This is a genomic window from Neisseria sp. HMSC068C04, from assembly GCF_001810105.1.
In the GTDB taxonomy this organism is placed as follows: Bacteria; Pseudomonadota; Gammaproteobacteria; order Burkholderiales; family Neisseriaceae; genus Neisseria; species Neisseria flavescens_B.
Genome location: NZ_KV799895.1, coordinates 15,994 through 33,974, shown reverse-complemented (window position 1 = coordinate 33,974; position 17,981 = coordinate 15,994). Strand labels below are relative to the sequence as shown.

Below are 17,981 nucleotides of genomic sequence, written 5' to 3'. Positions count from 1 at the left end.
TTTAGGGGATTTCGGGGAATTTTGCAAAGGTCTCGGCCTTCGTTATTTAATAAATTGAATTTAGTTGCAGCCAGAATCTTTGTCCGCAGCCTGCAAACTCAATTCTTTGCGTTTTTTAGCCCTTTCATAACGGCAGCGTTGGCGCGGTGTATTGATTTCCAAAGGCGGTACAGGAACCGGCTTACCGTCTTCAACGGCAACCATGGTGAAGTAGCAGCTGTTGGTATGACGCACTTCGCCGGTGTGGATGTTTTGCGCCTCTACACGGATGCCGACTTCCATAGAAGTACGGCCGGTGTAGTTGATGCTGGCGTAAAAAGTTACCAGTTCGCCGACATGAATGGGCTCTTTAAACAATACTTTATCTACAGACAGAGTAACGCAATAGGTACCGCTGTAACGGCAGGCGCAGGAATATGCCACTTGGTCAAGCAGGCGCAGAAGATCGCCACCGTGAACATTGCCGCTGAAGTTTGCCGTATAAGGCATCATCAGCTCGGACATGATCAGTTCATGGGAAGGTAGTTGGCGTTCCGGTTTCATAGTTTCTTCTCCTTTTGATATTTATTTTTTAATTGTCTGAAAACTTCAGACTGCACGTGTGCCAAATCATTCTACCGTTTTTAAACGTTGGATTTCAACCCCTTACCTACCCGTTTACAGCCACTTTCTACGCGAAAAGAAAATCAGCAGTCCGATGATGATGCACAGCATCACACCCAAAACCATGAAATAGCCGTAATGCCAATGCAGCTCGGGCATATTGTCGAAGTTCATGCCATAGATGCCGGTGATGACGGTCAGCGGCATAAAGATGATGGTGATAACCGTCAACACGCGCATTTGCTGGTTCATGCGGTTGGATTGGAAGGAAAGATAAATGTCCATCATGCTCAACACCATATCACGCGAGGCATCAAGTGACTCGATAAGCTGCATATTGTGGTCGTACACGTCGCGCAGATAGACGGTCGATTCGCCTTTGAAAATAGCAAAATCGCCGCGTACGGCCAGTTGGTAGAACACATCGCGCAATGGCAAAAGCGTGCGCCGCAGACGGACGGCATCGCGCTTGAGGCGGTGAATCTTACTGAGAATATCGCTGTTTTCATTTTTAAACAGGGACTTGTCTATTACTTCGACACGGTTGTTGTACGACTCCAAAACGATGAAATAGTCATCCACAATGCGGTCAAGCAGGCAATAAGCAAGAAACGCTGTATTTTTGTTCAAAATATTGTGCGGATTTTCGTGCATCTGCCGACGGAGATGGCTGAACAAGCCCAATGGTTTTTGTTGGAAAGACAACACAAAATCTTTGCCGATAATCACGTACACTTGGTCAGAATGGAGCTTGCCCGTGGAGGTATAGTGGTAAACCTGTGCGGCAGTAAAAACATAGCTGCCGTAGTCTTCGATTTTCGGACGTTGCTTGCGGCTGAGAATATCTTCAATAACCAGTTCATGGATACCATAAGGCTCAAGCGCGTGTTTAAGCAAGGCAACATCATTGATGCCGACAAAATGCAGCCAGTTGATTTGGCCTTCTTGCGGACGGGTAATATCAGGCAAGTTTTTTCCGGCAAGATAATCATGCTGAACGAAGGTATCGGCGGAATACAAGGTTTGATGGATGGCAGAGCGCGGCGCATTGTCGGTATTGCTGCGCTGCATGGCTTGGTCTTGCAGAGTGTCGGTTGTCTCAACTGGATTGGCTGGTTTGCTCATAAAAATAAATCATGCTTTTTTTAGTTAGAATGAATTGTACAGACAGAAAAGGCCGTCTGAAAACTGATTTTCAGACGGCCTGACAATATCGATCAACGCTTGATTAGGCTTGAGGCGCGGTTTTCTCCAACTCCAATGCAGCAGCAAGCAAGGACAGGCGCGCCATTACGCCGTAAACATAGAGGCGGTTGTGTTCGTTGTCCACGTCGCAGTCTTTTTCAGAGCGCGGCATACCGAGCGAATCCCATTGTTCAAATACACGTTTGCAGGCTTCGGGGGCTTCTTGGGAATTATCGCCGCTGCCGGTGGGGATGCTGTTGGACAGCGGAACAAACACCATACCGCCGGCGTTGAGGTTTTCGTCTGCACCACGGCCTTCGTGTACACGGAAGAAGCCACCGATAACGAAACGGTCCATCATATAAACGACGGGTTCGCACACGGCGCCGTTCATGGTTTCATAGGTATAAATACCTTCTTGGACAATGACTTCGCTAACTTCCAAGCCTTCTTTGACTTTCGCCATTTTATTGCGGTTTTTACGGTTCAATCCGCGTACTTCATCCGCAGATTTAACGCTCATCACGCCCATGCCGTAAGTACCCGCGTCGGCTTTGACAATCACGAAAGGCTGGTCGGTAATGCCCAATTCGTCGTATTTGGCTTGAGTTTTCGCCAATACGCGCTCTACCGCACCTGCCAATGCATCCTCGCCTTCACGCTCTTGGAAATCCAAACCACTGATTTTTTCAAAATAAGGGTTAATTTGCCATTCGTCGATGTCAATCAGCTTGGCAAAGTCGGCAGCAACTTGGTTGTACGCGCCGAAATGTTCGGTTTTACGGCGAGTCGTCCAGCCGCCGTGCAATGGAGGCAATACGGTTTGACTGATGTCCTTAAGGATTTCAGGGATGCCTGCAGACAAGTCGTTGTTCAACAGGACGACGCAAGGTGAGAATCCGTCTGCAAGATGTACACGCTCACGGGTACGCAATAAAGGCTCAAGCAAAATTTTGTCGCCCAACGCGGTTTCAAACTCGGTTGGCTCAGTCACTTCAGGATTCAGGCTACCCAAGCGCACTTCATATCCTGCCGAACGCAAAATCTCGCTGAGTGCGTAAACGTTTTGCAGATAGAATGTGTTGCGTGTGTGGTTTTCAGGAATAATCAATACGGATTTTGCCGTTTCGCAGGCGCGTTGTACTGCGTCTTGCGCCGCGACTGCCGCCAGCGGGATGAAATTCGTATTTAGGTTATTGAAACCACCGGGGAACAAGTTCATATCAATAGATGAAATTTTGTAACCGGCATTACGGATGTCAACCGAACCATAAAACGGCGGACGGTGTTCGTTCCATTGCGAACGAAACCATGCTTCGATTTTGGCGTGGTTGCACAAGATTTTCGCTTCAAACGCCTGAAGTTGCGACAGATGTTCGGCAGCCATTACCGGTAATTTCATTCTCTATACCTCTTTGTTAAGTGTGGATATTAAGTGAGAATGATAGAACTTTTTAGTGCATTTCGACAAGTATTCTTTCAGATAAGATGCATCTTTTTGTCAACAATTCTACAATTTGTCTAATTTTTGATAAGCGTTTTTGAAACTTTGCGACAAATTTTAAAAATTGGACAAATTTCTATTGCGCAGCCCCTATAAAAAGCCTAAAATCCGCCCATAAACGCAAACCATCATTCATACCTAACAATAGCAAAGAATACTCATCATGAGCGCACAAACCCTTTACGATAAACTTTGGAACAGCCACGTCGTCCGCGAAGAAGAAGACGGCACTGTCCTGCTTTACATCGACCGTCACCTGGTTCACGAAGTAACCAGCCCGCAAGCATTTGAAGGCTTGAAAATGGCCGGCCGCAAACTCTGGCGTATCGACAGCGTGGTCTCCACAGCCGACCACAACACCCCGACCAGCGACTGGGACAAAGGCATCCAAGATCCGATTTCCAAGCTGCAAGTCGATACTTTGGACAAAAACATCAAAGAGTTTGGCGCACTCGCCTACTTCCCGTTTATGGATAAAGGCCAAGGCATCGTACACGTTATGGGCCCGGAACAAGGCGCTACCCTGCCCGGCATGACCGTTGTCTGCGGTGACTCGCACACTTCTACCCACGGCGCATTCGGCGCATTGGCTCATGGTATCGGCACTTCCGAAGTCGAGCACACCATGGCGACCCAGTGCATTACCGCGAAAAAATCCAAATCTATGCTGATTGCCGTTGAAGGCCGTCTGAAACCCGGTGTTACCGCCAAAGACGTAGCACTTTACATCATCGGCCAAATCGGTACGGCAGGCGGTACAGGCTACGCCATTGAATTTGGCGGCGAAGCCATCCGCAGCCTTTCTATGGAAGGCCGCATGACCTTGTGCAATATGGCGATCGAAGCCGGTGCGCGTTCAGGCATGGTTGCCGTCGACCAAACCACCATCGACTATGTAAAAGGCAAACCTTTCGCACCTAAAGGCGAAGCGTGGGACAAAGCCGTCGAATACTGGCGCACGCTGGTGTCTGACGAAGGCGCCGTATTCGATAAAGAATACCACTTCAAAGCCGAAGACATCGAGCCTCAAGTAACTTGGGGTACCTCGCCTGAAATGGTTTTGGACATCAACGGCAAAGTGCCTAATCCTGCCGAAGAAACCGATCCGGTCAAACGCAGCGGCATGGAACGCGCCCTTGAATACATGGGCTTGGAAGCCGGTACGCCACTGAACGAAATTCCTGTCGATATCGTCTTTATCGGCTCTTGCACTAACAGCCGTATCGAAGACTTGCGTGAAGCCGCCGCTATCGCCAAAGGCCGTAAAAAAGCGGACAATGTACAACGCGTATTGATTGTTCCAGGCTCCGGTTTGGTGAAAGAACAGGCCGAAAAAGAAGGCTTGCACGAAGTATTTATCGAAGCCGGTTTTGAATGGTGCGAGCCGGGCTGCTCTATGTGCCTCGCCATGAATGCCGACCGCCTGACCCCGGGACAACGTTGCGCCTCCACTTCCAACCGCAACTTCGAAGGCCGTCAAGGCAACGGCGGGCGTACGCACCTTGTCAGCCCCGCTATGGCTGCTGCCGCTGCGGTAAACGGTAAATTTACCGACATCCGTACTATGGCATAATCTTTCAGACGACCCCATCAATAGAGGTCGTCTGAAAACACCTTGCCCAAGCAAATTCCCCATTGTTGCGCAAAACGTCTGAAACCTTTTCAATCATTTATCACTTGAAAGGAATCCATTATGAAAAAACTGTTTGTATTAGCTACCGCAGCCCTTATCCTATCTGCCTGTTCCAGCACTTGGACTTGGAGTCCGGTACGCCTTTAAACGAAATTCCTGTCGATATCGTCTTTATCGGTTCTTGCACCAACAGCCGTATCAAAGACTTGCGCGAAGCCGCCGCCATCGCCAAAGGCCGTAAAAAAGCGGACAATGTACAACGCGTATTGATTGTTCCAGGCTCCGGTTTGGTGAAAGAACAGGCCGAAAAAGAAGGCTTGCACGAAGTATTTATCGAAGCCGGTTTTGAATGGTGCGAGCCGGGCTGCTCTATGTGCCTCGCCATGAATGCCGACCGCCTGACCCTAGGACAACGTTGCGCCTCTACTTCCAACCGTAACTTTGAAGGCCGTCAAAGCAACGGCGGACGCACCCACCTCGTCAGCCCTGCCATGGCTGCCGCAGCCGCGGTTACCGGCCACTTTACCGACATCCGCACTATGGTTTAAAGTATTTTCAGACGGCCTTTATTCATCAGGCCGTCTGAAACAATACCTTGCTCAAGTAAGTTTTCCTATTGCGCAAAACGTCCGAAAACCTTCTTAATCATTGATAACTTGAAAGGAATCTAGTATGAAAAAACTGTTTGCATTGGCTGCCGCAGCCCTTATCCTGTCAGCTTGTTCCAGCACTTGGTCCGGCGCAAAAGACGATACCAACCGCAATTGGGACAAAACCAAAGAGACTGCCGAGCGCGTAGCCGATAAAACCAAAGAAACCGCTGAACACGTTGTCGACAAAACCGGCGAAGCCGTTAAAAAAGGCGGCAATGCAGTAGGCCGCGGCATGAGCCATGTTGGAGAAAAAATCGAAGCCGCTACCGAATAATTCGGTAAATCAGGCCGTCTGAAGCTCCAGACTCCGTTTCAGACGGCCTGATACCTTATTAATTGTTCAGACATTTTCACGATTCCAAGCAAAGGAAGAGACAATGAGTAATCCGTCAAGCTGGTTTGGTATTCACGCTCATGATTTGGATCGCGCCAAAGCCTTTTACGAATCCGTATTCGACAAACCCCTGCAAGACGTTGGCGGCAACGGATTCCGTTTCATTATTTTCCCAGCCGATTACACCCAACACGGTACAGCCGGCATGATTTGGCACGACAGCAATGCCCAGCCCGGTCACGGCGGTACAACCATTTTCTTCAATTGCCCGGATTGTGCCGAAACAGCAGAAAAAGCCGTTGCAGCAGGCGGCAAACTGTTACAAGAGAAATTCCGCATTGCCAACGGCTTTGTAGCATTTATCGAAGATACAGAAGGCAACCGAATCGGTTTGCACAGCGCACGCTAACCCGAATAGCCATAAAATTTCCCATTATTACTATAAGAATCTGACATGAAAGCCTTTACCAAAATTACCGCCATCGTCGCCCCGCTCGACCGCAGCAACGTCGATACCGATGCCATCATCCCCAAACAATTTCTGAAATCCATCAAACGCAGCGGCTTCGGCCCCAATGCCTTTGATGAATGGCGTTACCTCGACCACGGCGAACCGGGCATGGACAACAGCAAACGTCCGTTGAATCCGGATTTCTCCCTGAACCAGCCACGCTATCAAGGCGCACAAATCCTGTTGACGCGTAAAAACTTCGGTTGCGGCTCTTCACGCGAACACGCCCCTTGGGCATTAGACGACTACGGCTTCCGCGCCGTCATCGCCCCCAGCTTCGCCGACATCTTCTTCAACAACTGCTACAAAAACGGCCTTTTGCCTATCGTTTTGACAGAAGAACAGGTGGACCAGCTTTTCAAAGAAGTTGAAGCCAACGAAGGCTATCAGCTCTCCATCGACCTTGCCGAACAAACCCTGACTACCCCTAGCGGCGAAACATTCACATTCGACATTACCGAACACCGCAAACACTGCCTCTTAAACGGCTTGGACGAAATCGGCCTGACCCTGCAACACGCTGACGAAATTCACGCCTTCGAAGAAAAACGCCGCCAAAGCCAGCCTTGGCTGTTTAACGGTTGATATACAAAAGGCCGTCTGAAAAATTTAAGTGTTTCAGACGGCCTTTACTGAATGCTTTGGGATAGTCTATGAGATCATTCGACGAATTAATCCAAACCCAAGACCCTGCATGGCCAGTGATTCAAGAGTGGCTTACGAAAGCAGCAAACAGTATTGAAGTTCTGCCACGTACGCTTGAAAAGTCACAGAAAGAACTTGTCAAAACCCAAGTAACAATACGTTCGTTTATGGGCGCTGTCGTTTATGAAACCGGTGGCATCCTTATCGATAACGGCTGGTTGCGGATACTTGGCTCCGGTAGCGCGAAGCTACCTCGTGGTTTAGGAAGTTGGAATCTAGGTCGCACACAATCCGAGCCAGCAGGCCCTGCTCCCTATTATCTGTTTGCTGATGATGTTGCTGGAGGCTATTTTGCGATTAATGGTGGAGGATTGAATGGCAAAGTAGGTAATGTTTTCTACCTACCACCGGATACACTGGAATGGGAAGATTGCGGTAAAGGTTATGGCGACTTCTTAAATTGGGCATTGACCGGCGATTTACAGTTGTTTTACGAAAACCTACGTTGGGAAAATTGGCGCGAAGAAATCCATGATTTGAATGGTGACAGCGTTTACACGTTCTTTCCGTTTTTATGGACTGAAGAAGGCAGCGATATAAACCAAGTCAGCCGCAAGCGTATTCCTATCGCTGAACATTATGCTTCCACTTTGGAGCTGCACAAAACAACTCCATAAAAGCCCTTTCAGACGGCCTTGTTATCAGAATACAAATAAGGCATCCTGAAAACCGTATTGGCTTCACATCCTGAAGTTTAATTTCTACCTAACCACACCATGATTACCGACACCATAAGCAATGCTCCTCGCTACGCTGCCTTGCATCCCGACTTTTCCGAAGCCTTCCATCTGTTGCAGACCTTGGATTTTGCCAAGCTGCCGGACGGCCAAGTGCTATGCGAGAATCCCAATATCCGTATTTTTATCGGCAGCGAGCCGATGAGGACGCAGAGAGAAGCCCAGCCTGAAGCGCACTTAAAACACATCGATATTCAAACGCCGATTGATGGCAGCGAAACATATGGCTGGATAGACAGAGGCCGTCTGAAAAACGGTTTAGGCTACAACGAAAAGCGCGATATAGAATTTTTTAACTGCGAACCGGAAACCTGGTTGACCTTGGAGCCCGGCGAATTTGCGCTATTTTTCCCAAATGACGCGCATGCCCCATTGGTTGGCGACAGGGCGAATATACGCAAAGTTGTTTTTAAAATCCGTGTTGAAACCGAACGTCTATAATATTTCAGACGGCCTTATCCCCTTATTCAGGACAAAATATGTCTTTTTTCAGTAGGTTGTTCCGCTCCAAACCTAAATTAATGACTTGGCAGGGATTTGTCGAATACTTTGCCCGTCGCATTCAAGAAGAATTGGATCTTGAGGCAAAAATCGACTGGGGCGAAACTATTGCGTCTTCACCTATCATTGTCCATTTTTCCGAAGACGATGAAGCATCGTTCAGCACATATTTGAGCAACCATTACACAAGTTATCTGCAAAATCCCGAGGCCTTGGAGGCTATTGTTGCAGCCAATTTAGCGGTTATCTATAAGATTCAAGACACTGATGCCAGTGTTTCAGCACAACAAATTCTTCCGACGATTAAAAATACGATTTATCTGGAAAACGCCAGACTGATTACAAATACGGACGAAGCCGAACCTGCCGATTACCTGGTATACAAACCGATTGCGGGCGATATCATGTTGCTTTATATGGTGGATACGGAAGAATCCATGCATACGCTCAATCGTGAACATATGAAAGAGGCCGGTATTGAAGATGAGGACGCCTTGTATCGTACCGCCATGGATAATCTGCGCCAACGGATGAATGGACGTGTCCAAATTCATCATGCCGAAGGTTGGTCATTGACCCAAATCCATTTGGACAACGACTATGATGCTTCCTTGATTTTGCTTTTGGACGAAGTACTTAAAGATGACCCTATGCTGCCGGCCAACCCTGTTTTTGCAGTCCCGGCACGCAACGCCCTGCTCGTTTGCAGCCCGTCCGATGAAGAAGCTTTGCAGGCGATGGCGAATATTGCCCTGCAGGCATTTGAAGACTCTGCCTACGCGATTTCTACCCAGCTTTACCAGTACCATAATGGTACAATCAGCGTTTTCAGAGCAAATTGATTTAAGGCCGTCTGAAAAACTGACGGCCTGCCCTTTACCTAAAACCTTCCCATAAGGAAACCCGAAATGACCAAACATATCGCTATCTTGCGCGGCGACGGCATCGGCCCTGAAATCGTTGCAGAAACCGTCCGCGTACTCGACAAACTTATCGAACAAGGTTTGGATGTCAGCTACGAATACGCACCTTTGGGCGGTGAAGCCTATGACGAATACGGCCATCCTTATCCAGAATTCACGCAAAACCTTTGCCGTAAAGCCGATGCGGTACTGCTTGGTGCAGTCGGTTCTCCTCAATACGATAATCTCGACCGTCCGCTGCGCCCTGAGCGCGGCTTGTTGGCCATCCGTAAGGACTTGAATCTGTTTGCCAATTTGCGCCCTGCCATTTTGTATAAAGAGCTGGCCAATGCTTCTACTTTGAAACCGGAAATCGTAGCCGGCCTCGACATCCTTATCGTACGCGAACTGACCGGCGATATTTACTTCGGTGAACCGCGCGGCATCCGCGTTCTGGAAAACGGCGAACGCGAAGGCTACAACACCATGAAATACAGCGAAAGCGAAATCCGCCGTATCGCCCACGTTGCCTTCCAATCCGCCCAAAAACGCAGCAAAAAAGTCTGCTCCGTAGGCAAAGCCAACGTTTTGGAAACCACCGAACTGTGGCGCGAAATCTTTGAAGAAATCGGCAAAGAATACCCTGATGTCGAGCTTTCTCATATGTACGTTGATAACGCAGCCATGCAGTTGGTACGCGCGCCCAAACAATTTGACGTGATTGCCACCGGCAACATCTTCGGCGACATTCTGTCTGACGAAGCGTCCATGCTGACCGGCTCCATTGGTATGCTGCCTTCCGCTTCTTTGGACGAAAACGGCAAAGGCCTGTACGAACCGTCTCACGGCTCCGCTCCCGACATTGCCGGTCAAAACAAAGCCAATCCGCTGGCAACCGTATTGTCTCTTGCCATGCTGCTGCGTTACAGCCTGAACGACGAAGCACGCGCGCAACAAGTTGAAAACGCCGTACAAAAAGTACTGCAACAAGGCTTGCGTACCGGCGACATTTACGAAGAAGGTACCAAACTGGTTTCCTGCTCCGAAATGGGCGATGCCGTATTGGCCGCTTTGTAAGAGGCCGTCTGAAAAAGAGCGTGGGAATACCATCCCATGCTCTTTTTATATGCAAAAACTTTTAACCATAAAAAAGAGCGTGTTTTCACACGCCCTTATGTCTTTTTCAGACGGCCTTAAGATTGAAGCAATCAACCTCTTTTGTGTTTACCGCCAAAGCTGTCGTTAGACTTACGCTTGCCTTTAAAGCCTTCGCCGCCTTTTTTAAAACCGTCAGCTTTTTTGAAACCATCTTTCTTAAAGCCATCTTTCTTGAAACCGTCTTTTTTATAGCCTTCGCCGCGTGTTTTACCACCGAAACCTTCTTTAGCCAGTTTCTTATCGCCGAGCCAGCCGCCGGATTTACGATCGCCCCAGCCGCCTTTGCCTTTCGGTTTGCCACCCGCAGATTTGCGTTTGCGTGTCGGCTCCATGCCTTCGATGGTCAGCTCAGGCAATTTACGGCCGATGTATTTTTCGATTTTGTGTACTTTGACGTATTCGTTCACTTCGGCAAAAGTAATCGCAATACCGGTACGGCCTGCGCGACCGGTACGGCCGATGCGGTGAACGTAGTCTTCAGCCTGTTTCGGCAAGTCATAGTTGATAACGTGGGTAATGGTCGGTACGTCGATACCGCGTGCGGCCACATCGGTGGCAACCAAAATTTTGCAACGGCCTTTACGCAAGTCCATCAGCGTGCGGTTACGCCAGCCTTGCGGCATATCGCCGTGCAGGCAGTTGGCGGCAAAACCTTTTTCGTACAATTCATCCGCGATGACTTCGGTCATGGCTTTAGTAGATGTAAAGATCACGCATTGATCGATATTGGCATCGCGCAAGATATGGTCGAGCAGGCGGTTTTTATGGCGCATATCATCGCAGTACAGCAGCTGCTCTTCGATTTTGCCTTGATCGTCCACACGCTCAACTTCGATAGTTTCAGGGTCTTTGGTCAGTTTGCGCGCCAGTTTGCCCACCGCGCCGTCCCAAGTAGCGGAGAACAACAAAGTCTGACGGTCGCTCGGCGTCGCTTCCACGATGGTTTCGATGTCATCGATAAAGCCCATGTCCAACATACGGTCGGCTTCGTCCAGAATTAACACTTCCAAACGTTCAAAATCAACTTTGCCGCTCTGCATCAAGTCCATCAGACGGCCCGGAGTGGCCACAATCAGATCAACCGGTTTGCTCAGGGCGCGGGTTTGGTAGCCGAACGATGCGCCGCCGACAATGCTGACAGTACGGAACCAACGCATATTTTTAGCATACGCCAGCGCGTTTTTTTCCACCTGAGCCGCCAGTTCGCGGGTCGGCGTCAACACCAACGCGCGCGGGCCTTTACCCGGTTTTTCGCTGCGTTTGGTCAGTCGCTGCAAAGTCGGCAGCAGAAAGGCGGCGGTTTTGCCGGAGCCGGTTTGCGCCGAAGCCATGATGTCGCGGCCTTCCAAAGCAAACGGAATGGCTTGCGCCTGAATCGGCGTCGGGCTTTCGTAACCCTCGCTGCGCACGGCGGACAAAATGTTTTTATCAAGGTTCAAATCGGCAAATTTAATAGACATGGCTATCCTAAAGAGACAACAACGCGCACGCCTGAACGGTTTTCAGACGACCTGAAGCAAAGGAAAGTAACGATACGGGAAATGTGAAGTTACAGGGTTGTCGCAAGCATCTTGCTTGTGGTTAACATCGACGACAACCTGCACAGAAAGGCTTGGCAAATATGCAAGCAATAAAAGAAACGCGCCCGAAACGGCGGTTTAGGTTGGATGACGATGGCTTCGTATCAAAAGACGAACGGCGGATAATATAGATTTTATAGACAACAGTCAAGCAAAAGGACATCAAGTGCGTTAAAATCCAAACCCTTCCCAATACTTATTCAGGCCGTCTGAAACCATGACCGACATTACCCCCTTTGCCAACCGCTTGGGCAAAAACATCAAACATCTTATGAAATGGGCAAAACGCAACAATATCGAAGCCTGGCGCATTTACGACCGCGATATTCCCCAATTTCCCTTTGCCGTCGATGTTTACGGCGACCAAATCCATCTTCAGGAATACGATACCGGCTGGCTGATGCAGCCCGAAGAATACGAAGCATGGCTTGAGGATGTATTGGAAGCCATCGGTTTTGTGACCGGTTTTGCGCCCGAACAAATCCACCTCAAACGCCGCGAACGTCAAAAAGGTTTGCAGCAATACGAGAAAACCGGCAAAACCGGCGACGATTTCGTCATCACTGAAAACGGCCGCAAGTTTTGGGTCAATCTCGACAAATACCTCGACACCGGTCTTTTCCTCGACCACCGCAACACGCGCAAAAAAGTCGGCGAAACCGCAGCGGGCAAACGCTTCCTCAACCTGTTTTCCTACACAGGCAGCTTCACCGTCTACGCCGCAACCGGCGGTGCGGTAACTAGCGAAACTGTCGATTTGTCCAACACTTATCTCGAGTGGGCAAAACGCAATTTCGAACTCAACGGCATCGACCCCGAACAACACAAAATCGTCCGCGCCGATGTGTTCCAATATCTGCAAAATGCCGCAGACGAAGGCAAAAAGTTTGACCTTATCGTCATGGATCCGCCCAGCTTTTCCAACAGCAAAAAAATGCTCGACATCCTCGACATCCAGCGCGACCATAAAAAACTGATTGACGGCGCAATGAGCCTGCTCGCTTCAGACGGCATTCTGTATTTCTCCAACAATCTACGCAGCTTTATGTTGGACGATTCTGTATCGGAACAATACGCCGTCAAAGACATTTCCAAACAGTCCGTTCCCGACGATTTCCGCAACAAAAAAATCCATCAATGCTGGGAAATCAAGCATAAATAAGCATCAGGCTGTCTGAAAGCCAGTTTTCAGACGGCCTGATTGCCATATTGAATCTCTCAACCATTAGGCGCATAATTCAAGAGATTGTTGACAATATCAAAAGGAAAAGAACATGCAAAACTACCTGACGCCCAATTTCTCATTCGCCCCCATGATTCCGGAACGCGCGCTCGGCAGCCGGGTTTGGGATACCGAAGGACGAGAATACATTGACCTGTCAGGCGGTATTGCAGTAAACGCGCTGGGCCATTGCCATCCCGATTTGGTCGCAGCCTTGGCCGAACAATCGCAAAAACTCTGGCACATTTCTAATATCTACACCACCCAACCGGCGCAAAAATTGGCCAAAAAATTGGTCGAAAACACCTTTGCCGACAAAGTGTTTTTCTGCAATTCCGGCGCAGAAGCCAATGAAGCCGCGCTGAAACTGGCGCGAAAATACGGCCGCGATCATTTTGGCGAGCACAAAACCGAAATCATCTCCTGTCTCAACAGCTTCCACGGCCGCACCCTGTTTACCGTATCCGTCGGCGGCCAGCCCAAATACAGCAAAGACTACGCGCCGCTGCCGGCCGGCATTACCCACGTTCCCTTCAATGATGTTACCGCATTAGAAGCGGCCGTCGGCGATAAAACCTGCGCCGTGATTATCGAGCCGATTCAAGGCGAAAGCGGCATCCTGCCTGCTACCCAAGAATATCTGCAAGCCGCACGCCGTTTATGCGACAAGCACGGCTCTTTGCTGATTTTGGACGAAGTACAAACCGGCATGGGGCATACGGGCAAACTGTTTGCCTACGAGCATTACGGCGTGACACCCGATATTCTCAGCTCTGCCAAAGCTTTAGGTGGCGGCTTCCCGATTGGCGCGATTCTGACCACCGAAAAAATCGCCCCAACCTTCGGCCCCGGAACACATGGCTCGACATTCGGCGGCAACCCAATGGCGTGCGCGGTCGGCAGCCGTGCGTTTGACATCATCAATGCGCCCGAGACATTGGAACACGTTAAACAACAAGGCCAAAAACTTCAGACGGCCTTGCGTGAAATAGGCGAAAAGACCGGCGTATTTAAAGAAGTCCGCGGCATGGGCTTGCTGCTCGGCTGCGTGTTGGCAGACAAATACGAAGGCAAGGCTTCGGAAATCACCGCCGCCGCTTTGAAACACGGCTTGATGGTACTGGTTGCCGGCGCCAATGTGGTGCGCTTCGCCCCCAGCCTGCTGCTGAACGATGAAGACATGGCCGAAGGCTTGAAACGTTTTGAAGCGGCCTTGGCCGAATGGTTGGCCTGATTTTTAAAACCCAATATCTAAATCAGCCGACAGCTTTTGGTTCTATTAATGCCATATAGTAAAGGCCGTCTGAAAGACCGTTTGAGTTTTTCAGACGGCCTTTTTTCAATATTGAAAACAACATCTGCCTACATGCTTTGTCATTTGATGTTTGTTAAAAATCGTACTGATTCTTCGTGTTACGCTTGGCAAACAATTTGATTTTTCGAAGAAAAGGAGCAGGAGATGGTATCGTTAAAAACCCAAATCGCCGGTTTTTCTTTTGACAACTGCCTGATGAATGCCGCTGGTGTGTCATGTATGACTGTTGAGGAATTGGAAGCAGTCAGACAGTCTTCGGCAGGCACTTTCATTACCAAGACCGCAACGCTTACCCCTCGTCAAGGCAACCCTGAACCGCGTTATCGGGACGTCCCTCTCGGCAGTATCAATTCAATGGGTTTGCCGAATCAAGGCATTGATTACTATCTGGATTACCTACTTACCCTTCAAAAGTCTCAGCCGGAACAGACATTTTTTCTCTCACTGGTCGGCCTGTCGCCCGGCGAAACACATATCCTGTTGGAAAAGGTGCAAAACAGCGGGTTCAACGGCATTACCGAACTCAACCTATCCTGCCCAAACGTCGCCGGCAAACCGCAAATCGCCTACGACTTTGAAACAACCGAGATGATTTTGGATAATGCCTTTACCTACTTCGACAAGCCATTGGGCATCAAGCTACCGCCGTATTTTGATATTGCCCATTTCGATCAGGCGGCAGAAGTGTTCAACCGCTATCCCCTAAAATTCGTCAACTGCGTCAACTCCATCGGCAACGGCATGTATATCGAAGACGAATCCGTCGTCATCCGCCCGAAAAACGGCTTCGGTGGCATAGGCGGTCAATACATCAAACCGACTGCGCTCGCCAATGTCCATGCGTTCTGTCAAAGACTGGATCCGTCTATCCAGGTCATTGGAACAGGCGGCGTTTACAGCGGACGTGATGCGTTTGAACACATCTTGTGCGGCGCAAGCATGGTGCAGATCGGCACGGCGCTACACCAGCAAAGCGTAGACATTTTTGAACGGGTTTCCCTTGAATTAAAAGCGATCATGGCGCAAAAAGGCTATGAGAAGCTGGAAGACTTCAAAGGCAAATTGAAATATTTTGAATAAGGTTTACTCAAAAAAACGCCCAAGGCCGTCTGAAAATTTCAGACGGCCTTGTTGTATAATTGCTCCCCACATTACCCGTCTTCCCCCTTCAATGAAACTCAACCCCCAACAGCAAGCCGCGGTCAAATATCTAGGCGGCCCCCTGCTCGTCCTTGCCGGCGCAGGCAGCGGCAAAACCGGCGTGATTACGCAAAAAATCAAGCATTTGATTGTCAATGTCGGCTATCTGCCGCATACCGTTGCCGCGATTACCTTTACCAATAAAGCCGCTACGGAAATGCAGGAGCGAGTCTCTAAAATGCTGCCCAAGTCGCAAACGCGCGGGCTGACAATTTGCACCTTCCACTCTTTGGGCATGAAGATTCTGCGCGAAGAAGCCAATCAAATCGGTTACAAAAAAAACTTTTCCATCCTCGACTCTACCGACAGCGCCAAAATCATCGGCGAACTCTTGGGCGGTACGGGCAAAGAAGCCGTATTCAAAGCGCAACATCAAATTTCCCTTTGGAAAAACGATTTAAAAACGCCTGAAGATGTCGTTCAGACGGCCGCTAATGTGTGGGAACAGCAAACAGCGCGCGTGTATGCGAGCTATCAGGAAACCCTGCAAAGCTATCAGGCGGTGGACTTTGACGACTTAATCCGCCTGCCTGCCGTGCTGTTGCAGCAAAACAGCGAAGTGCGCAACAAATGGCAGCAGCGGCTGCGTTATCTGTTAGTTGACGAATGTCAGGACACCAACACCTGCCAATTCACCCTGATGAAACTCTTGACCGGCGCAGAAGGCATGTTTACCGCCGTCGGCGACGACGACCAGTCCATCTACGCATGGCGCGGTGCGAACATGGAAAACCTGCGCAAAATGCAGGAAGACTATCCGCAGATGAAAGTCATCAAGCTGGAGCAAAACTACCGCTCCACCGCGCGGATTCTCAAAATCGCCAACAAAGTCATTGAAAACAACCCCAAACTCTTTACCAAAAAACTTTGGTCGCAGTTTGGCGAAGGCGAAATCGTCAAAGTCGTTGCCTGTCAAAGCGAGCAGCACGAAGCAGACTGGGTTGTCAGCCAAATCATCAAGCAGAAGCTGGTTGGCGGCGATAAAACCCAATACGCCGATTTCGCCGTGTTATACCGCGGCAACCATCAGGCGCGGATTTTCGAAGAAGCCTTGCGCAGCGCACGCGTTCCCTACCAGCTTTCCGGTGGACAAAGCTTTTTCGACAAAGCTGAAATCAAAGACGTTTTGTCCTACTTGCGCCTGCTTGCCAACCCCAACGACGATCCTGCTTTTCTACGCGCCGTCACCACGCCCAAACGCGGCATCGGCGACGTCACACTAGGCAAGCTCAACACCTACGCGAACGAACACGAATGCAGCCTGTATGAAGCCGCGCAAACCGAAGAAGCGCTTGCCCTGTTGAACAATACTAACCGCCAACACCTGCAAGCCTTCATGGATATGATTGAAAACTACCGCGCCAGAGCCGAAACCAGCGAAGCAGGCGAGCTTATTCATAACCTGCTGAAAGAAATCGACTACGAAAACCACCTGTTGGCCAACGAAGAAGGCAAAGCAGGCGAAATCAAATGGCGCAACGTTACCGACCTGACCGGCTGGCTGGAACGCAAAGGCGAGCAGGACGGCAAAAATATCATCGAGCTTGCCCAAACCATCGCCCTGATGACGCTTTTGGAGGGTAAAAGCGAAGAAGAAGTCGATGCCGTCAAACTCTCTACCCTGCACGCTTCCAAAGGTTTGGAATACCCCTATGTTTTCCTTGTCGGTTGCGAAGAAGGTATCTTGCCGCACAACGACAGCATCGAAGAAGACAATGTCGAAGAAGAACGCCGTCTGATGTACGTCGGCATTACCCGCGCCAAACGCCAGCTTACGCTGACCCACTGCGTCAAACGCAAAAAACAAGGCACATGGCAGTTCCCCGAACCCAGCCGCTTCATAGACGAAATGCCGCAGGAAGACATCAAAATCCTAGGGCGCAAAGGCGGTGAACCGATTGTGAGCAAGGAAGAAGGAAAAAGTAATTTAGCAGGATTGCTGGATATGCTGGGAAACAAAAGAAAAGGATAAAGCCAGGCCGTCTGAAAGCAATGTTTCAGACGGCCTTATTGTCAGCAAAATGTCAAAGTCAACAATCAAATAATTTTCACTTTATATCGTTACGCCTATCCGTCCCCATTCCTCCCGATTCTTCAAAAATAAACAAAAATAATCGAGTAATCAGGTACAAAATAAAAAACTAGGCGGCACGATTGCCTTATTCCCCTTCAATTTACAAGCAAAAATTGTCAACACTTGAAGTATAAATTCACAAGCAAAATTGCATTTTTCGGGTA

At 49.4% G+C, this 17,981-nt stretch carries 16 protein-coding genes and 1 pseudogene; 13 read left to right on the top strand and 4 right to left on the bottom strand.

Annotation, left to right across the window (positions count from 1 at the left end):
• Positions 1 to 60: 60 nt before the first annotated feature.
• The 3 genes from HMPREF2700_RS00205 to gshA form a co-directional block, all read right to left on the bottom strand.
• Positions 61 to 543 (bottom strand): acyl-CoA thioesterase, encoded by a 483-nt coding sequence (locus tag HMPREF2700_RS00205; RefSeq protein WP_049351048.1) that lies wholly within the window; start codon positions 541 to 543, stop codon positions 61 to 63.
• 114 nt (positions 544 to 657) lie between these two features.
• Complete coding sequence (corA, locus tag HMPREF2700_RS00200; protein ID WP_070589071.1) at positions 658 to 1,728, bottom strand: magnesium/cobalt transporter CorA; 1,071 nt, start codon at positions 1,726 to 1,728, stop codon at positions 658 to 660.
• A 103-nt stretch (positions 1,729 to 1,831) separates the two neighbouring features.
• Positions 1,832 to 3,190 (bottom strand): glutamate--cysteine ligase, encoded by a 1,359-nt coding sequence (gshA, locus tag HMPREF2700_RS00195; RefSeq protein ID WP_070589069.1) that lies wholly within the window; start codon positions 3,188 to 3,190, stop codon positions 1,832 to 1,834.
• Positions 3,191 to 3,455: 265 nt separating this feature from the next.
• On the opposite strand from gshA, the gene leuC reads away from it, so the two are divergent.
• The 9 genes and pseudogenes from leuC (at position 3,456) to leuB (ending at position 10,345) form a co-directional block, all read left to right on the top strand.
• Positions 3,456 to 4,865: a 3-isopropylmalate dehydratase large subunit gene (gene leuC, locus HMPREF2700_RS00190; RefSeq protein ID WP_070589067.1), complete on the top strand. Its 1,410-nt coding sequence runs from the start codon at positions 3,456 to 3,458 to the stop codon at positions 4,863 to 4,865.
• Positions 4,866 to 5,038: 173 nt separating this feature from the next.
• Positions 5,039 to 5,473 (top strand): annotated as a pseudogene (locus HMPREF2700_RS00185) (aconitase family protein); the annotation flags it as partial.
• 124 nt (positions 5,474 to 5,597) lie between these two features.
• Complete coding sequence (locus HMPREF2700_RS00180) at positions 5,598 to 5,852, top strand: hypothetical protein (protein WP_070589063.1); 255 nt, start codon at positions 5,598 to 5,600, stop codon at positions 5,850 to 5,852.
• Between the two features lie 103 nt (positions 5,853 to 5,955).
• Complete coding sequence (locus HMPREF2700_RS00175; RefSeq protein ID WP_070589061.1) at positions 5,956 to 6,321, top strand: VOC family protein; 366 nt, start codon at positions 5,956 to 5,958, stop codon at positions 6,319 to 6,321.
• Positions 6,322 to 6,366: 45 nt separating this feature from the next.
• On the top strand, positions 6,367 to 7,008 hold the full coding sequence (leuD, locus tag HMPREF2700_RS00170; RefSeq protein WP_003677355.1) for a 3-isopropylmalate dehydratase small subunit: 642 nt from the start codon (positions 6,367 to 6,369) through the stop codon (positions 7,006 to 7,008).
• 68 nt (positions 7,009 to 7,076) lie between these two features.
• On the top strand, positions 7,077 to 7,745 hold the full coding sequence (locus tag HMPREF2700_RS00165) for a DUF2625 domain-containing protein (RefSeq protein WP_070589060.1): 669 nt from the start codon (positions 7,077 to 7,079) through the stop codon (positions 7,743 to 7,745).
• A gap of 99 nt (positions 7,746 to 7,844) precedes the next feature.
• Entirely contained in the window at positions 7,845 to 8,306 is a 462-nt protein-coding gene (locus HMPREF2700_RS00160; RefSeq protein ID WP_070589059.1) for a NanQ anomerase/TabA/YiaL family protein, read from the top strand.
• 38 nt (positions 8,307 to 8,344) lie between these two features.
• Positions 8,345 to 9,208: a DUF1444 family protein gene (locus HMPREF2700_RS00155; protein WP_070589057.1), complete on the top strand. Its 864-nt coding sequence runs from the start codon at positions 8,345 to 8,347 to the stop codon at positions 9,206 to 9,208.
• Positions 9,209 to 9,274: 66 nt separating this feature from the next.
• Positions 9,275 to 10,345, top strand: coding sequence for a 3-isopropylmalate dehydrogenase (gene leuB, locus HMPREF2700_RS00150; RefSeq protein WP_004520344.1), 1,071 nt, complete (start codon positions 9,275 to 9,277; stop codon positions 10,343 to 10,345).
• A 131-nt stretch (positions 10,346 to 10,476) separates the two neighbouring features.
• Here the strand turns inward: leuB and HMPREF2700_RS00145 are convergent, their stop codons facing one another.
• Positions 10,477 to 11,886, bottom strand: a complete 1,410-nt coding sequence (locus HMPREF2700_RS00145; RefSeq protein WP_070589055.1) for a DEAD/DEAH box helicase — start codon at positions 11,884 to 11,886, stop codon at positions 10,477 to 10,479.
• A gap of 337 nt (positions 11,887 to 12,223) precedes the next feature.
• Between HMPREF2700_RS00145 and HMPREF2700_RS00140 the strand changes: the two genes are divergently transcribed.
• From HMPREF2700_RS00140 to rep, 4 genes are all read left to right on the top strand, one after another.
• Positions 12,224 to 13,168, top strand: a complete 945-nt coding sequence (locus HMPREF2700_RS00140; RefSeq protein ID WP_070589053.1) for a class I SAM-dependent methyltransferase — start codon at positions 12,224 to 12,226, stop codon at positions 13,166 to 13,168.
• Positions 13,169 to 13,280: 112 nt separating this feature from the next.
• Entirely contained in the window at positions 13,281 to 14,462 is a 1,182-nt protein-coding gene (locus HMPREF2700_RS00135) for an aspartate aminotransferase family protein (RefSeq protein WP_070589052.1), read from the top strand.
• 225 nt (positions 14,463 to 14,687) lie between these two features.
• Positions 14,688 to 15,623, top strand: coding sequence for a dihydroorotate oxidase (locus HMPREF2700_RS00130; protein ID WP_070589049.1), 936 nt, complete (start codon positions 14,688 to 14,690; stop codon positions 15,621 to 15,623).
• 91 nt (positions 15,624 to 15,714) lie between these two features.
• Positions 15,715 to 17,715 carry a DNA helicase Rep gene (rep, locus tag HMPREF2700_RS00125; protein ID WP_070589046.1) on the top strand — a complete coding sequence of 667 codons (2,001 nt, stop codon included), beginning with the start codon at positions 15,715 to 15,717 and terminating at the stop codon, positions 17,713 to 17,715.
• Positions 17,716 to 17,981: the final 266 nt, after the last annotated feature.